General features: G+C 48.5%; 14 protein-coding genes and 1 pseudogene. 8 read left to right on the forward strand and 7 right to left on the reverse strand.

The window, feature by feature from the left end; genetic code table 11:
- Positions 1-110 precede the first annotated feature (110 nt).
- From NE536_RS19760 to NE536_RS19770, 3 genes are all read right to left on the reverse strand, one after another.
- Complete coding sequence (locus NE536_RS19760; protein ID WP_006083317.1) at positions 111-1,031, reverse strand: manganese-dependent inorganic pyrophosphatase; 921 nt, start codon at positions 1,029-1,031, stop codon at positions 111-113.
- 143 nt (positions 1,032-1,174) lie between these two features.
- Positions 1,175-1,636 (reverse strand): NanQ anomerase/TabA/YiaL family protein, encoded by a 462-nt coding sequence (locus NE536_RS19765; RefSeq protein WP_261273763.1) that lies wholly within the window; start codon positions 1,634-1,636, stop codon positions 1,175-1,177.
- Between the two features lie 149 nt (positions 1,637-1,785).
- Positions 1,786-4,179, reverse strand: a complete 2,394-nt coding sequence (locus tag NE536_RS19770; protein ID WP_261273764.1) for a TonB-dependent receptor plug domain-containing protein — start codon at positions 4,177-4,179, stop codon at positions 1,786-1,788.
- 317 nt (positions 4,180-4,496) lie between these two features.
- On the opposite strand from NE536_RS19770, the gene NE536_RS19775 reads away from it, so the two are divergent.
- The 4 genes from NE536_RS19775 (at position 4,497) to NE536_RS19790 (ending at position 7,836) form a co-directional block, all read left to right on the forward strand.
- On the forward strand, positions 4,497-5,552 hold the full coding sequence (locus NE536_RS19775) for an alpha/beta hydrolase (protein WP_261273765.1): 1,056 nt from the start codon (positions 4,497-4,499) through the stop codon (positions 5,550-5,552).
- Positions 5,553-5,752: 200 nt separating this feature from the next.
- Complete coding sequence (locus NE536_RS19780; protein ID WP_106649247.1) at positions 5,753-6,328, forward strand: LON peptidase substrate-binding domain-containing protein; 576 nt, start codon at positions 5,753-5,755, stop codon at positions 6,326-6,328.
- A gap of 53 nt (positions 6,329-6,381) precedes the next feature.
- Complete coding sequence (locus tag NE536_RS19785) at positions 6,382-7,299, forward strand: pseudouridine synthase (protein WP_261273766.1); 918 nt, start codon at positions 6,382-6,384, stop codon at positions 7,297-7,299.
- 147 nt (positions 7,300-7,446) lie between these two features.
- Entirely contained in the window at positions 7,447-7,836 is a 390-nt protein-coding gene (locus tag NE536_RS19790) for a hypothetical protein (RefSeq protein WP_071938746.1), read from the forward strand.
- A 4-nt stretch (positions 7,837-7,840) separates the two neighbouring features.
- On the opposite strand, the gene NE536_RS19795 is transcribed toward NE536_RS19790, so the two are convergent.
- A complete protein-coding gene (locus NE536_RS19795) occupies positions 7,841-9,691 on the reverse strand; it encodes an alkaline phosphatase D family protein (protein ID WP_261273772.1) in 1,851 nt (616 codons plus the stop codon).
- Between the two features lie 178 nt (positions 9,692-9,869).
- Between NE536_RS19795 and NE536_RS19800 the strand changes: the two genes are divergently transcribed.
- The 4 genes and pseudogenes from NE536_RS19800 to NE536_RS19815 form a co-directional block, all read left to right on the forward strand.
- Positions 9,870-10,784, forward strand: coding sequence for a dTDP-4-dehydrorhamnose reductase family protein (locus NE536_RS19800; RefSeq protein ID WP_261273767.1), 915 nt, complete (start codon positions 9,870-9,872; stop codon positions 10,782-10,784).
- An 8-nt stretch (positions 10,785-10,792) separates the two neighbouring features.
- Positions 10,793-12,103, forward strand: a complete 1,311-nt coding sequence (locus NE536_RS19805) for a sensor histidine kinase (RefSeq protein ID WP_261273768.1) — start codon at positions 10,793-10,795, stop codon at positions 12,101-12,103.
- Positions 12,100-12,651: a response regulator transcription factor gene (locus tag NE536_RS19810; protein ID WP_006083307.1), complete on the forward strand. Its 552-nt coding sequence runs from the start codon at positions 12,100-12,102 to the stop codon at positions 12,649-12,651. The genes NE536_RS19805 and NE536_RS19810 overlap by 4 nt, the downstream gene beginning before the upstream one ends.
- Before the next feature lie 7 nt (positions 12,652-12,658).
- Positions 12,659-12,757, forward strand: a pseudogene (locus NE536_RS19815) (helix-turn-helix domain-containing protein); the annotation flags it as partial.
- Between the two features lie 210 nt (positions 12,758-12,967).
- Here the strand turns inward: NE536_RS19815 and NE536_RS19820 are convergent.
- From NE536_RS19820 to NE536_RS19830, 3 genes are all read right to left on the reverse strand, one after another.
- Positions 12,968-15,304 carry a M4 family metallopeptidase gene (locus tag NE536_RS19820; RefSeq protein ID WP_261273769.1) on the reverse strand — a complete coding sequence of 779 codons (2,337 nt, stop codon included), beginning with the start codon at positions 15,302-15,304 and terminating at the stop codon, positions 12,968-12,970.
- A 612-nt stretch (positions 15,305-15,916) separates the two neighbouring features.
- Positions 15,917-16,624, reverse strand: a complete 708-nt coding sequence (locus NE536_RS19825) for an SDR family oxidoreductase (RefSeq protein ID WP_261273770.1) — start codon at positions 16,622-16,624, stop codon at positions 15,917-15,919.
- Positions 16,625-16,742: 118 nt separating this feature from the next.
- Positions 16,743-18,308 carry a cryptochrome/photolyase family protein gene (locus NE536_RS19830; RefSeq protein WP_261273771.1) on the reverse strand — a complete coding sequence of 522 codons (1,566 nt, stop codon included), beginning with the start codon at positions 18,306-18,308 and terminating at the stop codon, positions 16,743-16,745.
- Between the last annotated feature and the right edge of the window lie 90 nt (positions 18,309-18,398).

Raw genomic sequence — 18,398 nt, forward strand, 5'->3', positions numbered from 1 at the left:
GCGGCGGTGAATAAGTGTAACGCAGGGGTTATTAGCTTTTACCTGAAATATAAAAAAGGCCGAACTCAGTTCGGCCTTAATATTAGTACTACCGTCGCGACGATAAACGACTATGCGAATGCCGCTTGTAGCTGTGGAACGACTTGTTTCTTACGGCTTAATACACCGTCTAACCAGACTTTGCCATCGACGGTATCTTTACCGTAGGCGCGTTGGGTCAGGTCGCTATCGTCAGACACGATTAACAGTTCTGAGCCTTCTTTCATAATGTCAGTCAGCAGTAACAATACGCTGTGGCGATTGCCTTCCACTTTCAGTGCTTTGATATCGGCTTCTAACTCGGCCTTGATATCGTCAAATACTGACAGGTCGATGACTTCTAACTGGCCGATACCGACTAAGTTACCGTTCATGTTGAAGTCTTTAAAGTCACGCATAACGAGGTCGCGTGCTGGCGTGCCTTGTACAGCTGATTTCACTTTGAACATTTCCATGCCCAGTTCTTTGAAATCTTCAACACCAGCAATCTCAGCTAAGGCTTCAACGCAACGAATGTCGGCAGTGGTGCAAGTCGGTGATTTGAAAATCACGGTATCACTCAGAATGGCGCACATCATGATGCCAGCGATATTTTTAGGGATAGCGACTTGGTAAAAGTCGAACATCATCTTGATCACTGTGTTGCTGCAACCTACTGGGCGGATCCAGCATTCTAACGGGGTATCTGTGGTCAGATCGCCAAGCTTGTGGTGATCGACAATCCCGACGATGGTCGCTTGAGCGATATCATCCGGTGCTTGAGTCAGTTCTGAATGGTCAACGATATACACTTGCTCGCCAGCGTAGCTGGTTTTGTATTCCGGTGCTTCGAAGCCGAAACGTTCCAGAATAAAAGCGGTTTCGGGTGACAATTCACCTAAACGTGCGGCAATGGCTTCTTCACCGATTTGGTTTTTTAAATAGGCTAACGCGATAGCACCGCAGATTGAATCAGAATCGGGGATCTTGTGACCGACAACGTAAATAGGCATTTCAGGGACTCTCCTTTAAATTTGTGGCAATTTTAGCAATATTTGGCTCGGATCGGAAATAGCCAAAGCGCATATCACTGCGCGCTTAAGACGCTATAACGCTAAAAATCCCGAGCCTAGGCTAGGCGAAGATGGCTTAAGGGTTAGATCTTTACTTTTATCACGACTTTACGCACCGCAGTGGCAATATCGCCCGTGCCCGGCATATGCATATCGCCGGGGAAAAAGATCGCAAACATACCCGCTTTGAGTTGCACATAAGAGGCATTGGCTTTGTTTGCCTCGTAATCAAACTCGGCGTAATCGTGTTTGTCAAAATAGGGCTTTGAGGGTGTTTGGCCCGCTAGTGGCAAATAACCAAACTCTTCTTCACCGCTGAACACATATTGCACATCGATATATTTTTGATGCACTTCAAAGGGTTCTGTCGATTTATGCTTAGTGTGATAGTCGTTGACTATCACAAAAATGTTGTCGCCATCGAGGGGATAATTGCCCACGGGTAGCTGACTAAAGTCTGTGCTGGCAAGATGTGCTAATGCTGTGGCAAGCCGAGGGCTTAGGGATTGATAAATATGGCGGTTTGCTAAGGTATCGACGATCATCGGTTACTCGATAGGGCGGATGTGAATGAGTGAATTGTAAAGATTATAATCAGATCACTGCCGTTAGGACATAAGCTTTAGACATAAAAAAACAGGCCATTGCATGGCCTGTTTCTATATCAAGTGTCACTTTATTCGCTAAGACGCGCTTAGTAAGTGTATTTAGCTTCTAAGAAGTAGTAGCCACCATTAAAACCAAACGGGGTGTTGGTTAATGGGTAAACGAAAATGCCTCCGAAGTTATTGTCCTCAGGGCGTTTTTCTGGATACACATCAAACAGGTTTTGTACCCCAGCGGTGAAACTTAGCGCATCGGTTGCTGCGTATCTCACCGACAGATCCATCACCCATTGATCGCTGTAATTCACATCACCCGTTGAGTAACCCACAGTGTAATCGCCAAAGTAACTGAGGCGAATATTGGTCTTAAAGTCGCCTAGCTCGTGGGTTAAGCCCAAGTTACCTGTGTTATGCGGCGTCGCCGAGGTCATGCGAGTTTGTTCTATGCTATCGAATAGCTTTTTGCCTAACCCATCTAAAATTTGCGGGAAATGAATATCTTGGATTTCAGTCTTATTGTAGGCATAGGCTAAGTTCGCCCGTAAATCACCCCAAGAGCCGATATCAAAATCTTGGCTCACCACAAGGTCAACACCACGGGTGCGGGTATCGACGGCGTTGATAAAGAAGCGCGCCGATTCCGCATTGGTGCCCGCTAACGCTGCCGCTACGGCGGGCGAATCATTAGGCGTCACTGAGCTCGACAGAATAATGCGATCATCGATGGAGATTTGATAGGCATCTAATGTCAGTGCTAAGCCCGTGTCATTGGTGTACACCAAGCCTAAGCTAAATGACTGGGATAGTTCGGGATCTAACTCATTAATACCCAATGCTTTGGTCACTGGCGATAGGGTGTTGAAAGTGCCAGATTCAATAGGCACCAGCTGGCCCGTTACAGGATCGGGATTGAACAGCGTCGAGATATTGCTGAAGTACAGTTGCTGTACACTCGGCGCTCTAAAGCCAGTGTTGATAGTGCCGCGCAGGGCTAAGTTATCGGTAAAGTCGTAACGGCCCGCCAACTTCCAACTGGTGTTGCCACCAAAGTCGGAATAGTTTTCGTAACGCAGCGCCGCCGCCCAGTAAAATTCATTGGTTAACTGGTTTTCAAGCTCGACATAAACGCCAGTATTGTCACGGGTTTCATCCACTTGCGACTCAGGGGTAAAGCCAGTGAAACCTTGGCTGCCCGCCGCGCGATTGTCATAACCGCCATTGATGTATGAACCTGTTTCACCGGCTTCAATTTGATAGCCGTTTTGGCGCCACGACACTCCCGTCGCAAACAGGATTTCAGAATCATTAGCAAAGGCAAAGTAGCGCGAAGCATCGAGATTAAGATTGGTTTCACGGGTCGTGAGTGTGCCTGCATCAAACTCGGTTGGGCTATCTGGGCCTAAAGAGGCGTTTAAGGTATTAACAATATTGTAGTTAAATGAGTTTTCACCATGGCCTGCCGAAGTATCAATATTCCACTCGCCTAGGCTGAATTCATACCCCAGCACTAAGGACGCATCGATAATTTTAGGATTGATTTGCGGCAAGAAACCATCTGGATAGATTTCAGTTAAGTTACGGGCGTCGAGTGCGCGGCGGTAAAAGGCGCCTGACTTAGTCTCACGTTGGCTGATGCCACCAAACGCATAGAGTTTGCCATCTTTTGTGATGGGCTGGGCAGCGTTGATGAATAGACCTAAGTTGTCATATTCGGCATCACCGACCTGGTGGCTCTTACGGTTGAATGTCGCTTCGCGGGGATCGGCTGAGCCATCGGGTAAATCATTGTATTGTTTGCGTTCATCTAATCCGGCGCGGTTAGTGCTGTCTTTATGATGGGCTTCTAGTGAGACATTCACAAAGCCATCGTTACTTAAACTGATGCCGTGGTTTACACCCACACGCCATTGCTCGCCATCACCTATGTAGGTCTGCCCTGCTTGAGCCGAGAGGCTACCGCCTTGGTCGCTGTCTTTAAGCACCACGTTGATAACGCCAGCAATGGCATCCGAGCCGTATTGTGCCGAGGCACCATCACGCAGGATTTCGATACGCTTAATCGCCGTCATAGGGATAGCGTTTAAGTCGACGTTAGATGAACCTTTACCCACAGTGCCACTTAAATGCACTAGCGCTGAGCCATGACGACGTTTGCCGTTCACTAGCACTAAGGTGTGGTCGGGCGACAGGCCGCGCAAACTTGCGGGGCGCACCGCATCAGAACCATCTGTTACTGATGAAAATGGGAAGCTGTAGCTTGGCGCGGCAAATTGCAGTGCTTTAGCGGTTTCAGTCATGCCGGTCGATTCGAGCTGCTCGGCGGTGATAATGTCTACAGGGGCAACACTGTCAGTTGCCGTGCGCAGCGCTATGCGTGAACCTATGATCTCGATTTTCTCGAAGCCAGGCTGTAGTTCTTCGGCTTGAACAGCTGGAATGGCCAGTGTGGATGACACTGCCAATGCGATAATCCCTAGACGCATAAAAACCTCTCAATGATGTTTGTAACCCGATACTCGAACTTAAGAGTGCAGATTAAAGATAACGTAACAATTAAATGTGGAGAAGGTTATCACTGTAACAATTGTTACATCTAGACATAAATGTGCTAACTCAGAGCCGAGTGTTCTAGTTAATGTTTAAAATGCAGTTGAATATATGGATGAAACCTTGTTATCGGCAGATGTGCTTTGGGTGTTTTGGCGAGTTAAGTCAATGATATGAATTGTTTATTGACGTGCGCCATCGTGGTTTAATGCGTTATTTCGCTTTGATGGCATTTGTTTGAAGGAACACAGATTTGTCAGCGTTACGATTTCTCGCGGGAGCAACGGCATTTAATACCTTGGCAGAACAAGGTCTTAAATCTGAACATTTTACCCAGCTACTTGCCGCCTCTGGTGGACCCAAATGGCTTGGTATCGCTGGGTTAGATAAGTATCTGTTTTCTGAGTTTTTCAAAGCCAGACAAACGCCGCTTTATACACTCGGCGCGTCTTCAGGGGCGTGGCGTTTAGCGTGTTTGGCGCAGCAAGATCCCCTCGCAGCCTATGGCCGCTTAGAGGATTTTTATATTGGTCAGCGTTATGACAGCATGCCAACCCCGCAGGAGGTCAGTGCACAAGTTAAAGGCGTAGTGCAGGGGATTTTAGGCACCAGTGGCGGTAGTGATATCGTCAACAATTCTCATATCCACAGTCATTTAGTGGTGTGCCGCGGCAAACATTTAAATCGTTTAACGGCTAAGTTACCTCTCGCTGCCGGACTGGCGATGACGGCGGCGACCAACTTAGTCAGCCGCCGAAGTTTAGGCTGGCATTTTGAACGTGTGGTCTTTAGTCAACAAGCTGTAGCATCCCCCTTTTTGCAACTCAACGATTTACCCAGTCAGCAGGCCGAATTAACCGAGGCCAATGTCGATGCCGTGATGTTAGCAACGGGGTCGATTCCGTTGTTGCTAGCCCCAGTGCCGAAAATTGAGGGCGTTGCCGATGGGCAATATTACGATGGCGGCGTTACCGACTATCACTTCGACTTGCCTTTATCCCACGCAACTGGCTTGACGCTGTATCCACATTTTTATCCAACGATCAGCCCAGGATGGTTCGATAAATCCTTGAAGTGGCGCCAAGGTCGAGCCAATTATCACAATGCACTCGTGTTAGCACCATCGGCTGAATTTGTGGCTTCATTGCCCTTTGGTAAAATCCCCGACCGCGAAGATTTTAAACAACTGGATACGGCGCAGCGGATGCAATACTGGCGAACAGCGGTGGCCTTGAGTGAACGTCTGGCCGAGGAGTTTGCCGAGGTTGTTGCTAAGGGAAATGTGCTGGAGCGACTAGAGCGCTTTTAGTTTTAAGTGCGGTGGTCCAGAAAACGGGGTTTAAAATGGCTGGTTTGAAATGCCCTGATTTAGCCTAGTTTGGTCGCCAATTTATTTTTGCACTCAACGGCTTCAGGAAGGAAATTATTCCACCTGCTACACTCTAAGGTAATAAGGAATACGAATGCATTGATATTCGTTTCCTTCTATTTGAGGGGCAGGAGGTTGCTATGCAAACACGAGAAATGGCGTTACTCATGCGCGATGCCTTGTTGCTGCCACAGGGACGGGTAGAGGTTCGTGTAGTCGACCCCGGTCATCTGCGCATGGTGGCCGATGTCTTCAAGGGAAAATATGCGCTCGCTTTTGCCACCATTCGACCCCGCGGCAGTCCGCCCTGTTACCCCACCGCTACCCAGTGCGACATTATCGATTTTAATCAGCTAGAAGACGATTCACTCAGCCTAGTGCTCGAAGGGCGCCAGCGCGTCAGCATCCTCTCGGCGGCGCAGGCCAAAGATAAGTTGTGGATGGCGCGTACTTTACCCTGCCGTAACTGGCAAGAAGAGCCGATTAAAGGTGAATTTGAGCTAATAAGCGCTGCATTAGAGCAGTTTTATGAGGTGAATCCCGATCTGTTTGAGCTCTATTCTCAAGTGCATTTGGAAGATGCGGCTTGGGTAAGCCAGCGCTGGCTCGAGGTTTTACCTATGTATAATAAAGACAAATTAGTGTTAGTTAATCAGCCCGATTGCCACAAAACCTTGGACTTCGTGCTGCAACTTATCAAGTCCCATGTGGACTGAAAAACCACAAAAAGGCTAGAATAGCGGCTTTCTATAGCCGCTTTTTTTGTGATATGACAGCATCTGCCCGCGCCGCCCAACCTTCTTACATAGTGCTTCCTGTGAATGTCACAGATATACCCACAGTGTTTGCCTTTCTTGCACAGCATTTTGCCCGCATAGGTGAAGATGTATGGCGTCAGCGGATCCTTGACGGAAAAGTGCATTGGCGCGACGGCAGTTTGATCGCCTTGGACACCGAGTATCGTCCAGCTGCGCGGGTGTATTACTACCGTGAAGTGCCAGTCGAAGCGAAAATTCCCTTCGAAGAACAGATCCTATTCCAAGATGACAACGTTATTTTGGCCTATAAACCACACTTTTTACCTGTGACCCCAAGCGGCAATTATGTGAACGAATGTCTGGTACATAGACTGAGATTACGCACCGGCATAGACACTATCGCGCCTGCTCATAGGCTTGACCGTGAAACCGCAGGGGTGATCTTGATGACAGTCGCGCCCGAAACCCGCGCCCTTTATCATCAATTATTTATCGACGATGCTATTCGTAAAGACTATCAAGCCATTGCCAAGCTGACACCTGAGATTATTGAACAATATCAACAGGGAAGCTTAACGTTACCCCTGCATTGGACGGTGAGAAATCGCATGCAGCCGAGCGACCCGAGTTTTACCATGAAAATCGTTGAAGGTGAGGCGAATACCCATTCCGAAATCAGCCTAGTGGCCATAAAAGGCGATCTTGGTTTGTTCCACCTGAGCCCAATTACCGGCAAAACTCACCAGTTGCGGGTGCATATGCAAAGCTTAGGTATGCCACTGTTAAACGACAGATTTTATCCAAGCTTATTACCCAAAGGAGCGGATAAATTTGAGGCCCCCCTAAAATTGATGGCACAGCGTTTACGTTTTATCGATCCTGTGAGCGGGATCCATCACGACGTGCAATGTGAGGGTTTTGCGTTTTAGTCAGCGGAAAGCATTATTTCCAGTCTGCTTGAAGGAAATGATCGGGTGCAATTGTGCGCTTGGCCCTGTGATGGTATGAATACAAGCTGCAGTATCTGAGTCTCTGCCATAGGGAGCCATATTACGATTGTTTGAAGGAAGTCCATTATGACTAAATCTGCGATGATCTCTATCTTACTTTGCGCTGCGGTATTGGTGGCGGCCATGTTTTTTGGCGACTGGACGAAACAACCTTATTTAAAAGATATTGCCGCAGAGATCCGCAAGGGGACTGCGGTGATCGAACCGAAGAAACCGAGTTCGTCTGCAGCATCGGCCATTGAGGCTGATGATGCAAATCAGCACTCTAAGGTGATTTGGGACCAAATGGTGCATGAGAAGCCGGCGAATAAGCCGCAGCCAGAGGCGCTGATTTTCAATCAAGCCCAGCCGAAGAATGTCGACACCGATGAAGCATTATCTAAAAATCTTCCGCCGTTGGATTCGGGTTCTGGTGCCACTCAACCTGAAACGGTTAAACATCATAAACCTGTCTAATTCGTTATTCCTGTTTGGGTGGTTCGAACAAGGTTTCGCTCATATCACCATGTAAAACCGCAATTTTTGTCGGCGCACCATCATCCGCAAGTTCCAAAATCCCAATACCGCTTTTATTCACTAAACGTTTGCTCGGTGCACCATTCGGTCTTCTGCCGCGCAGCGACATGCGTTTTCGTTTTGTCAGTAAGTTAAGCGGTGAAAAGTGGCCGTAAAGCCAGCCATTGAGTTTATCGAAAATCGGTAACAGCTTCTCGGGGAAGTGATTTTTAATGCCGCTGCAGGTGATCTGGTAGATGTTAGGGCTGCTGCGCCTAAAGCGAATACTGATGTCGTAACTAAAGGAGTAATGCACATCGCCGGAGAGGATCACAAATTCCTCTGGGGTTTTACGGTGCATAAAAATACTCAGTAGCGCGTTGGCGGCACCGGGGTGGGCCATCCAGTTTTCGGCGTCCACCAACAAAGAAGCGCCCATCAGCGTGGCAGTGCGCTGTATCGCCTCAATCAATTTGACCCCAAACATAGGTGCAGGCGAGACGATAATGACCTTCGACTGGCCGAGCAATTCTTGCTGCAAATCCATTAACGCCTCCCAATCCATCAAGCCGGATGGTTTTGCGAGATTGGATTCACTGCGCCAGCGGCGAGTGCGGGTGTCGAGCACCACAAGTTTGGGCGAGGTCGCTAAGGTGTAATGCCATTGCTCAAATTTAAGTAATTCGTCGATGAGCAGATCCTGACTTTCACTCTGTGGCTGTGCAAAAAAAGCATCGAGCAGCGGGCGGATTTCATCAACAAATTTATCGGGCGCATTGCCAAGCCCTTGGAATAAGGTATAGCCAATCAGTGCATTACCTATAATGCGTTTCGAAAATGCATGCTCGTAGGCAGCGAGTTCCCATTTGGCGGTGAGGTTCCAGTCGTCGGTGACGTCGTGGTCGTCAAACATCATGTAAACGGGAATGTGCGCCATAAAGCGCCTCACCTGCGTCAGCCCAGCTTTAAAGCCGAGCAAATGTTGCCATTCATTCTGCCAGCGGGCGTTATTGGCGGGTGTTAAGCCATCGACATCCTTGGGGATATTGACTAATTCCCACAGCTCTGGCGACCAAGTAAGTAAATACAAGGCGATGATTTCATTCAGGCTGACAAGATGATTCTCAGCGATGGAGGAAGTGAAAATCGGGTGATTGCGATACCAACGCCATAGCGCGGTTTTAGCTGGATATTGAGTGTGCGGCAGCAGGTTTTTATGGCGCTGATACAAATCGGCCGGTTGATAATGCAGTGCCTCACTGCTCGTTATATTCGCCCCTTCAAATTGCTCATGCTGAAGGCCAAGCAAGTCGATGACTTGTCCTATGGCGTTTAACATGGGGCCTGCCACATCATCGATATAAACTTGATCGCCACTCATCACGATAAGAGCGGGGCGATCGTCCGCTAAACCCGTGTCGATTCTCTTGGCTAAATAGGTATCGGCGGCGACGAGCGCATCGTCACTGTGGTGATGCGGATTACGGCAAGAACCATGGAATACTTGGGTTAACTCTGGGGTAAAACGCACACTTGGCGTTGAGGCATCGCCATAGTTCAGCTGACTGATAGCGGCAAAAATATCCCCATGTTGGGCGGCGGACACTTGGTAGCTCATGACTCGATTAGGTGTGAGTAACTCTGGTCGCGACAGCATAATCAGATATTGATGGGCGTGCTGCCCGAGTGGCACATAGTGCACATCGGCATCCTGCAGCGGAAACTCCTGTTCCCCTAGACGCAACGTAAGCTCAGTTAATGGCTCACGACTCACAAACCACAGAGTAAAGTGTGTGGCATCGCAGTGGCGCAGCATAGGGCCTGCCAATATCAGAGGAAGTGTCGGACTCAAATTCAGCCTTTTGGTGCTTAGGTCAATCTCAAGTGAGTTAACCCTAAGTAAGTTTGGTTTAAAAGAGTAAACAAGTGCGTTGAATATGAAAAGCTTTTAGAATTGTCAGCCATACACATGAGTTGAAACTGAATGGGGCAATATGGCTAAGATCATGGTAACTGGCGCGACTGGGCTACTCGGCAGAGCTGTTGTAAAACAGCTTGAATTAACGGGACATGAGGTTGTGGCCACAGGTTTTAGCCGCGCAAGTGAACGAGTGCATAAACTCGATCTGACCGCCCCTTTGGCTGTCGAGGCATTTATCGCCCGCGAGCAACCGCAAGTCATAGTGCACTGCGCCGCCGAGCGTCGCCCCGATGTGTCGGAGCAAAATCCGCAGGCGGCATTGGCACTTAACTTAACCGCCAGCCAAGCCCTCGCTATGGCAGCTAAGGCCAATAATGCTTGGCTTATCTATATCTCCACCGACTATGTGTTCGATGGCACTCAGCCTAAGTACGCCGAAGATGCCGCCACTCATCCGGTTAATTTTTATGGAGAATCTAAGCTAAAGGGCGAAGAAATTGTGCTCAACACTCGTGCTGATTTTGCCGTGCTACGCTTGCCAATCCTTTACGGCCAAGTAGAGAAGCTGAGTGAATCTGCTGTGTTAGTGCTGATCAATCAACTGATTGAACGTAGGGCTCAGGGTGTCGATCATTGGGCCGTGCGAAGTCCAACCTCGACCGCCGATATTGCCCAAGCCATAGACAAGATGATTGCACAGCATATTGAAGCACCTATCGTGCAGGGGATTTACCACTTTAGCGCCGCAGAGACCATGACTAAGTATCAGATGCTGCTGACCTTAGGGGAGATTTTACAACTCAGCACGGCGCACTTAACGCCTGAGTCGACACCGACGGATAATGCCAAACGGCCAAGGGACTGTAGCTTGAGTTGTGCACGTTTGGCGACGCTCGGTATTCGTACTGACATTGATTTCGCCACTGGCGCACGCAAAGCATTAACGCAATCGAGTGGCGCACTGGCCGCACTCGGACTCACACTGTAGGAATGGCTATGGCTAAGATCTTAGGGACCAGTCTACAGGCCGCCGACCAAGTCGCATTACTGCGAAGCTTAGGTTTGCTGCTGCAAATTGGCTTAACCATGTTTGCCGCCGACACCTTTGGTCTTAGCCTGCAAATGGAGCCGTTAGTGCATGTGTTAGTGCTGGAGGTGTTATACCTGTCACTCACATTGGCGCTACGTAAACCTTTGTTTGCCAAGGAGCGTGGCCTCTTTATCGCGCTCAGTTTAGACACACTATTTTGGATCTCTTGGCTGCACTTTTCCGGCGGCGCGACTAATGCGTTTATCTCGTTATTACTGCTGCCGATTGCACTTGCGGCTGTGACTTTGCCAATCTGGGCGCCTTGGGCACTGACGGCTATTTCAACCTTAGCCTACAGCTTGATGATTTTTATTGTGCCGGAATCTCCCATGCAGCACCACGGTATGGACATGAGCTCCCACTATTTAGGCATGTGGTTTAATTTTGTGATTTCAGCTTTGGTGATGACAACCAGTGTGGCGTTAATCACTAAACGTATGCGCCGCCAAGACGCGCAGTTAGCTTATATGCGTGAAGGGCAATTGCGTCAGGAGCAACTCTTGGCCCTAGGCACGGCATCGGCGCAGATGGCGCATCAATTGGCCACACCGCTCTCAAGCCTGAGGTTGTTACTCGATGAAGTAAAAGAAGATATGAGCGGCACTTCGATAACAGTTGTCGAGATGGAGACTGCGTTAGGCCGCTGTGAACATACGCTCGCCGAGCTGCGATTGGCGACAGAGTCGATCCGCGATCGCCGCCAGCGGCCACAAAAGATCGCTGAGCTGGTGGACGGTTTAAAGCAAAAAACCTTACTGCTCATGCCGCAGACCGAACTGAACTGGCTGTTTACCTGTGCGCCTGAGCAACTGGCAGAGCAAAGCATTCTGACCGATATGAGTCTAACGCCTGCCATCATGGCCTTGATTGAGAATGCCGCCCGCGCCAGTGTCGAAACCCTAGGTGCGCCGCAGGTGGATATCAACTTAGATATCGCGCCAAGTGAAGCTCAAATCTATTTGCAGATCCGTGATTATGGCCCTGGTATCGCGCCCTCTTTATTGCCGCAATTGGGCACCTTATTAATTGAGAGTCCCAAGGGGTTAGGTGTTGCGCTGCTACTCAGTCATGCCAGCCTAGAGCGTTTGGGCGCAGAATTGATTCTGGCCAATCATCCCCAAGGCGGTACTGTGGCACAAATTCGCTTTACGATTCTAAAGGACAAAGCGGCATCGTTATCGCCCAACACTAAGGCCGCTGACGGAGTCAGATCATGAAACGTTTGTTAATCGTCGAGGATGACCTTTCTCTGGCGAGTATTTTAGGCCGACGGCTCACGCGCCACGGCTTTGAGTGCCGCCTAACCCATGATGCCAGTGATGCTCTGCTGGTGGCGCGGGAGTTTTGTCCTAGCCACATTTTGTTGGACATGAAGCTGGCCGAAGCTAACGGCCTAGGGCTAATTGTGCCTCTACGTAACCTGCTGCCTAAGGTGACCATGGTGTTGCTCACCGGTTATGCCAGTATCGCCACTGCGGTGGAAGCGATTCGCCTCGGCGCCGATAATTATTTAGCTAAACCTGTGGATACTCAAACCTTACTCGCCGCGCTGGAAATGGAAGGGCATTCTCATACACTTCAAGAAGATGAAGTCGATGACTCGCCCCTTAATCCTAAGCGTTTGGAGTGGGAACATATTCAGCAAGTACTCAATGCTAACCAAGGAAATGTGTCCGCCACCGCCCGCCAATTGGGGATGCATCGTCGCACCTTACAACGTAAGTTACTCAAAAAACCTGTGGGTGAAAGTGGCCATTTGAAGTAACCAAGGCAATGTGTCCGCCACCGCCCGCCAATTGGGGATGCATCGTCGCACCTTACAACGTAAGTTACTCAAGAAACCTGTGGGTGAAAGTGGACATTTGAAGTAACGCTTTATTTTCATAAGTTGGCAAGTGACGCCGACTCAAGCACATGACATAAGGATGCTGACGGGATTGAGACCGGCTTAGTGCGCCGCATTTGCGCATAAAAAATGCCACTCAAAAAAGGCTGAGTGGCATTAACAAGAAACGAGAAGTTTATCGATGAGTCGGCGCTAGGATTTTACGCTAGCGCCACGATACGATTATCTTATGCGATTAAAAGTTAACGGTTTCTTCGTTTGAGCAAGGGCCGTTAGTTTCACACACTTTATAGCTGAAGCTAGTGCCAGCTAGGTCAGTGAAACGGTCAATAAACGATGAACTGCTTGAAGTACCTACCGCAACGCTGTTACGGAAGATAGTGTACTCATCAGCGTTATGGCCTTCCCATGCGAGTGCAACACGAATGCTACCGCGACGAGATTTGTTAGCGTTTTTCACTGTCATTTCTAACGCCACTTCTGGTACTTCAACCGCAAATTCTTCAGAAGTGCTTGCTGTTGCGCCATCGTTGTCAGTCACTGTCAGTGTCACTGTGTAGTTGCCTGACTGAGCATACTGATGATTTACACTTGCGCCTGAAGCAGTAGTGCCATCACCGAAGCTCCAGCTCCATGCAACGACATCACCGTCGCTGTCAGTACTGGTGCTAGTGAAGCTACCGTTACCGTTGGCAAAGCTTGCCGTAAAGCCCGCTGTTGGATCTTGGTTTGGTATCTCATCGCCACCGTCATAAGCACCCACTAGGCTCACACCTGTGTAGCTGCTATAGCCACTGACCATGACCCAATAAGTTCCTGTTTGGGCTGGATCGATAGGGCAGCTTTCGGCATTACCGGCTTTGTATGGACGACAATCATAGCTACTAGAAGTAGGAGCTTGGCCGAATTTAACATACATGTCCGCATCACCCGTGCCGCCTGACATATTAAAGCTCAGGTTGGTTGCACCGCTCGCTACGTCGAGTTTGTAGTATTGTTTGCTACCAGATGCGCCCGCTAAACCCGTCACAGCGACACCGTTCGCGAGTTCAGTCGCTTCTGGTGGTGGCGGTGGTGGTGGCGTTTCACAAGGTGTGATACCCACAGCGGCAAACGCAGTAACCACATCGTCAGCACTTAAGCCTAAGTCAGTCGCCGCAGATTTAACGCCACAAGCGCCTTGCCAGAACAAGCTGTCAGCTGTCCAATATAATTGGTTAGCAACCACAAATGTTTGGAATGCAGTGCGTGTATCCCAGCCCGGTAAGTTTGCGAGTGTGTAGAAGGCTTTGTTGAAGACACCTGAACTGTGGTGTACGTCGATGCCATCATAGTAATCGTCGATATGGCCGATTGAGATTCCGTCTAAGGTTGGATCTGCCATGTAACGCAGTGCGCCATTGCCTTTAAAGATATCTGCGCCGACTAACCAGTCGTTCGTGCCGTGCATGTAAAATTCAGCAGCTTCACCCGCCATATCTGAGAAGGCTTCGTTCATGCCACCAGATTGAGCATCGTAAATCAGGCCTGAGTTTTGCTCAGTGAAACCATGGCTCACTTCGTGTGCCGAGACATCTAAGCTCACTAATGGATAGAAGGTCGTTGCGCCATCACCGAAGGTCATAGCACTGCCGTCCCAGAAGGCGTTTTCGTAGTTGCTGCTGTAGTGAACCCGCATGGTTAACTGGAAAGTTAACGGCGCAGTGTTGTACCACTCGCTATACATGTTGTAGATCACGTTACCGAAATAGTGCGCATCGTTTAATGGCGAGTAAGCACCGTTGATCTCTTTAACTGTATTGCGTGGGCAAGTATAAGAGAAGGCTGTTGCGCCTGATGTGGCACCGTTTAAGTTAACGGTTTTCACGTTAGGTGAGTTCATGGTGCAGGTATCACCGCTCACTTCAACGTCTAAGTAAGAAAAATCCGTACCGTATTCGTATTGGCCAGTCTTGATGTTACCGCCAGGACCTGTACCGCTCGCGGCGTGGTTAATCCCTTCCCAACGCTTGAGCACTTCACCTGAGTGCGCGTCAATCATAGTGAATGGACGGCTTGGCTCATCGCCATATACAACAAAAGACGTCACATAAACGAGGCGAGTTTTAGCCGCATCATCAAGGTAAAGCCATAATTTAGCTTGTTTGTTCTCAGCTTTTAGGCCAGCAACAGCTTTCTCTGACTTGCCACGAATGGCAATGTCTAACGCTTTGTTAGCCGTTAAAGTGGGTTTGACAAAATCAGCCGACTTTTCAATATTTTTTAATACGCGGCCAGACATGTCGCTGTAGAAGCCCATGCTCGATTGTGACGTTGCAACAGAGAAACCATAAACAGGCACGTCATGGAAATATTGTTGTAAACGTTGCTTCTGCTTGCCTTGACCTAGGTCGAGTTTTTTCTCGACTTTGAGTTGGCTACCTGCGTCTAAGTTGAACTGAGACACTAAGTTATTGCTTGAAGACGCGCTTCTGAGTGTGCCGACATCGACAACATCAGCAGCAAATGCTGATGTGCCTAACGTGGCCGACACAGCAATGAAGAGTAGCGACAGTTTTTTGTTTAGCATCATGCTTAAAATCCTTTTTCCGTTTGTCATTAACGTTGGAATGCCATACTGCTTAACTGGCTCGGGCGAGCGTTTTTTTATTGTAATTTCTACAGGGTCGTCGGCATCCCTCTGCCATGGCCGAATAGAATGAGCTGTTGCTCAGGCGGAAATTCTCAGATTTTTATTCTGTGCAAAGCGTGAATAACCGCATGACCTTAGATGTTATTTAAATGTAAAAGTGTTAACAATCGTACAAAGGAACTATCTTCAGCATTCATTTAGGTGCTTTTAAATTTGAATTAGGACTTTTGGGTAATAGCGATTTAGTCTAGTCAAATGGCGGGTTTTGTGAGTCGTAAAAAGTGCTTTATTGATTTATTTTCATTGTGTTAGGTTTGGATTGTTGGCGATGTTAAGCGAGTTGTTTCTAGGCGGGTGATTTTTAAGTGGGTAGATTTAAGGATTAGCGGTGCTTTTGGGCATAACCCTTTTTTAAGGGCAAAGATCCATCGCTTTGCCGGATTCATTTTGAAAAATGCACATTGTAATGGCCATTTGAAGGATGCACTTTGAAATATGCATTTTGCAAGAGTCCGTACGCATCGCGCGACTTGGCTCACTGTTCAGCTTATTTTACCAAGGTAACTCAGTGCCATCGTAGGCGAAAAAGCACCCTGTTTGTACCGGAGTGGCATTAGCAATGATAGGTAGCAAACAGTTGGCGACATACTCAGGTGTAAACAGTTTGCCTTTAGGCACACTCTGTTGAAAGGGTTGAGACAATGGCGTGTCAGTCGTGCCCGGATGCAGGGATAACACCACGCAGTGTTTCATACTTCGTTGCCACTCAATCGACAGTGTTTTGAGAAACATATTCAGCGCGGCTTTTGAGGCGCGATAGCTGTACCAACCACCTAATCTATTATCGGAAATGCTGCCGACTTTCGCCGATATCACGGCAAATTTTGCTGAGTCACTTTGTTTTAAGGCATGGCAGAAGTGCTTAGCCAGCATGACGCTGGGTAGGGTATTGAGCGTTAAATTGTGCTGGAAAAAGGCGATATCCAGTGACTGTAGGCTTTTTTCTGGCCCTTTATCTTGGGTGTGCAAAATCCCGACACAGTTAATCAGCCAATCTAATTCAGTGAGTTGTTCACTCAGCTGTTTAATCTCGGCCTCATTGGTCACATCTAGCGCATGCCATTGGATATTATTCTGCCTGTCGTTAGGAAGATGATGCCTGTAGGTGGCGTGCACAGTTGCGTCGGGATATGTCTCTTGGACTTGCTTAACCATAGCTTGACCAATACCCCCACTTCCACCGACGATAAGTACTTTCATGGCAAATTCTCCCTATCCAAATCTCTACATCAAACTTTCCATATCAAACTCTCTATATCCAAGAGTCACGATTAGGCCCAGTAATGCTAAGCACTAACACTCAGTGCTAATGGTTCAGCTATAAACGGTTTAGATGAACAAGATTGTGTTCGGCCGTGGCTAATATGGCGTGCCTTACGGACTCGTCCATTTTGTCCCAAGTTTGGTATAGCATGCCGATCCTGGGGTTCTGCGACAATCTTGCACGGTGTTTGTCCATAAAGCGCCAATAAAAGCTATTGAACGGGCAGGCGAGTGCGCCGCTGCGCTCTTTTATCTTGTAATGACAGCCGCTGCAGTAATCACTCATTTTATTGATGTAAGAGCCGCTGGCGGCGTAGGGTTTAGTACCGACAATGCCGCCGTCGGCAAACAATGCCATGCCGCGAGTGTTAGGCATTTCAACCCATTCGATGGCGTCAACATACACGCCTAAATACCACTCATCGACTTGATTTGGCTCGATTTCGGTTAATAGACAGAAATTGCCGATCACCATTAAGCGCTGAATATGATGGGCGTAGGCAAAATCTAATGATTGGGATAACGCTTGTCGCATGCAGTTCATCTTAGTGTCGCCATGCCAAAAATAATCGGGCAGCGTCCCATGGGCATTGAGTGCGTTAGTGCTGGCGTACTGCGGCATATTGGCCCAGTAAATGCCGCGAACGTATTCTCGCCAACCTAATATCTGCCGCACAAACCCTTCGACTTGGGCGATATCAATTTCAGCATTCGTTTGATAGCTGTCGATGGCCGCATTGATGACTTCTAACGGGCTGATTAATTTACTGTTAAGGCTGAATGATAGCCGACTATGGTACAAGCTCCACTTGGCGGGATGTTGCGCTGTCATGGCATCTTGAAAGCGGCCAAAGGAAGGCAAGCAAACCTGACAAAAATACGTTAATAGCTCGAGGCTTTGCGCACGGTTTATCGGCCATAGCAATGGCGCATCAATGCGACCCATGGTCGGGATTTGGTGACGCTCAAGCCTAGCGAGAATTTCAGTTACATCGAGGCTAAACATTAATGGCTCAGGCAAGACTTTTATATCCTGAGTTTTAAGCTTTTGACGGTTGCTGGCATCAAAGTTCCATTGCCCGCCGAGTGGCTTTCCATCTTGCATCAAGATGTTGAAGCGTTTACGCATACGGCGATAAAAGTGCTCCATCATAATGTGTTTGCCGACGGGGAACTGCGTATCGATTTCGTCAAACGGCAATATAAAGTGTTCTGTATCGACACAGTTCACCACGGCGGTATTGAGCTTAAGCTGACTCAATTGCTCAAGCAGGCGGTATTCATCTGGCCTTTGGTATTCAAACTTGATCGCGCCAACCTGCGTCACTTGATGTTGAATGAGCCCCAGTAGATCGCTATAGCCCTGAGTGTTATTGAAGGTGTCATCAAGGGTGAGATAGAGCACTTGATGCCCTTGCGCCCGCAGCTCTTGGGAAAATTGCGCCATTGCCGCAAAGAAGGCACATATCTTTTGCACATGATGGGTCACATAAGTGTTTTCTTGGTGCAGTTCTGCAATCACATACAGTACTTGATCATCAACGCGGTTAAACCAAGAATGCTGGGCATTGAGTTGATCGCCTAAAATTAACCTGACGGTATGGAATTGCTGTAATTGCATTAAGTGGACTCGTTGAATGACAATTTTCAATTGAGGGTTACGGTTAAATGGGGGATTGGGATCAATCTGAAGGTAGCTCTACAGGGGGAA

The organism is Shewanella septentrionalis (genome assembly GCF_025370265.1).
GTDB classification, from domain to species: Bacteria; Pseudomonadota; Gammaproteobacteria; order Enterobacterales; family Shewanellaceae; genus Shewanella; species Shewanella hafniensis.

Coding starts and splice junctions, on each gene's coding strand:
- NE536_RS19760 (WP_006083317.1), bottom strand. CDS start 1,031: ATGCCTATTTACGTTGTCGGTCACAAGATCCCCGATTCTGATTCAATC.
- NE536_RS19820 (WP_261273769.1), bottom strand. CDS start 15,304: ATGATGCTAAACAAAAAACTGTCGCTACTCTTCATTGCTGTGTCGGCC.
- NE536_RS19770 (WP_261273764.1), bottom strand. CDS start 4,179: ATGCGTCTAGGGATTATCGCATTGGCAGTGTCATCCACACTGGCCATT.
- NE536_RS19765 (WP_261273763.1), bottom strand. CDS start 1,636: ATGATCGTCGATACCTTAGCAAACCGCCATATTTATCAATCCCTAAGC.
- NE536_RS19800 (WP_261273767.1), top strand. CDS start 9,870: ATGGCTAAGATCATGGTAACTGGCGCGACTGGGCTACTCGGCAGAGCT.
- NE536_RS19795 (WP_261273772.1), bottom strand. CDS start 9,691: ATGCTGCGCCACTGCGATGCCACACACTTTACTCTGTGGTTTGTGAGT.
- NE536_RS19790 (WP_071938746.1), top strand. CDS start 7,447: ATGACTAAATCTGCGATGATCTCTATCTTACTTTGCGCTGCGGTATTG.
- NE536_RS19780 (WP_106649247.1), top strand. CDS start 5,753: ATGCAAACACGAGAAATGGCGTTACTCATGCGCGATGCCTTGTTGCTG.
- NE536_RS19810 (WP_006083307.1), top strand. CDS start 12,100: ATGAAACGTTTGTTAATCGTCGAGGATGACCTTTCTCTGGCGAGTATT.
- NE536_RS19825 (WP_261273770.1), bottom strand. CDS start 16,624: ATGAAAGTACTTATCGTCGGTGGAAGTGGGGGTATTGGTCAAGCTATG.
- NE536_RS19830 (WP_261273771.1), bottom strand. CDS start 18,308: ATGCAATTACAGCAATTCCATACCGTCAGGTTAATTTTAGGCGATCAA.
- NE536_RS19805 (WP_261273768.1), top strand. CDS start 10,793: ATGGCTAAGATCTTAGGGACCAGTCTACAGGCCGCCGACCAAGTCGCA.
- NE536_RS19785 (WP_261273766.1), top strand. CDS start 6,382: ATGACAGCATCTGCCCGCGCCGCCCAACCTTCTTACATAGTGCTTCCT.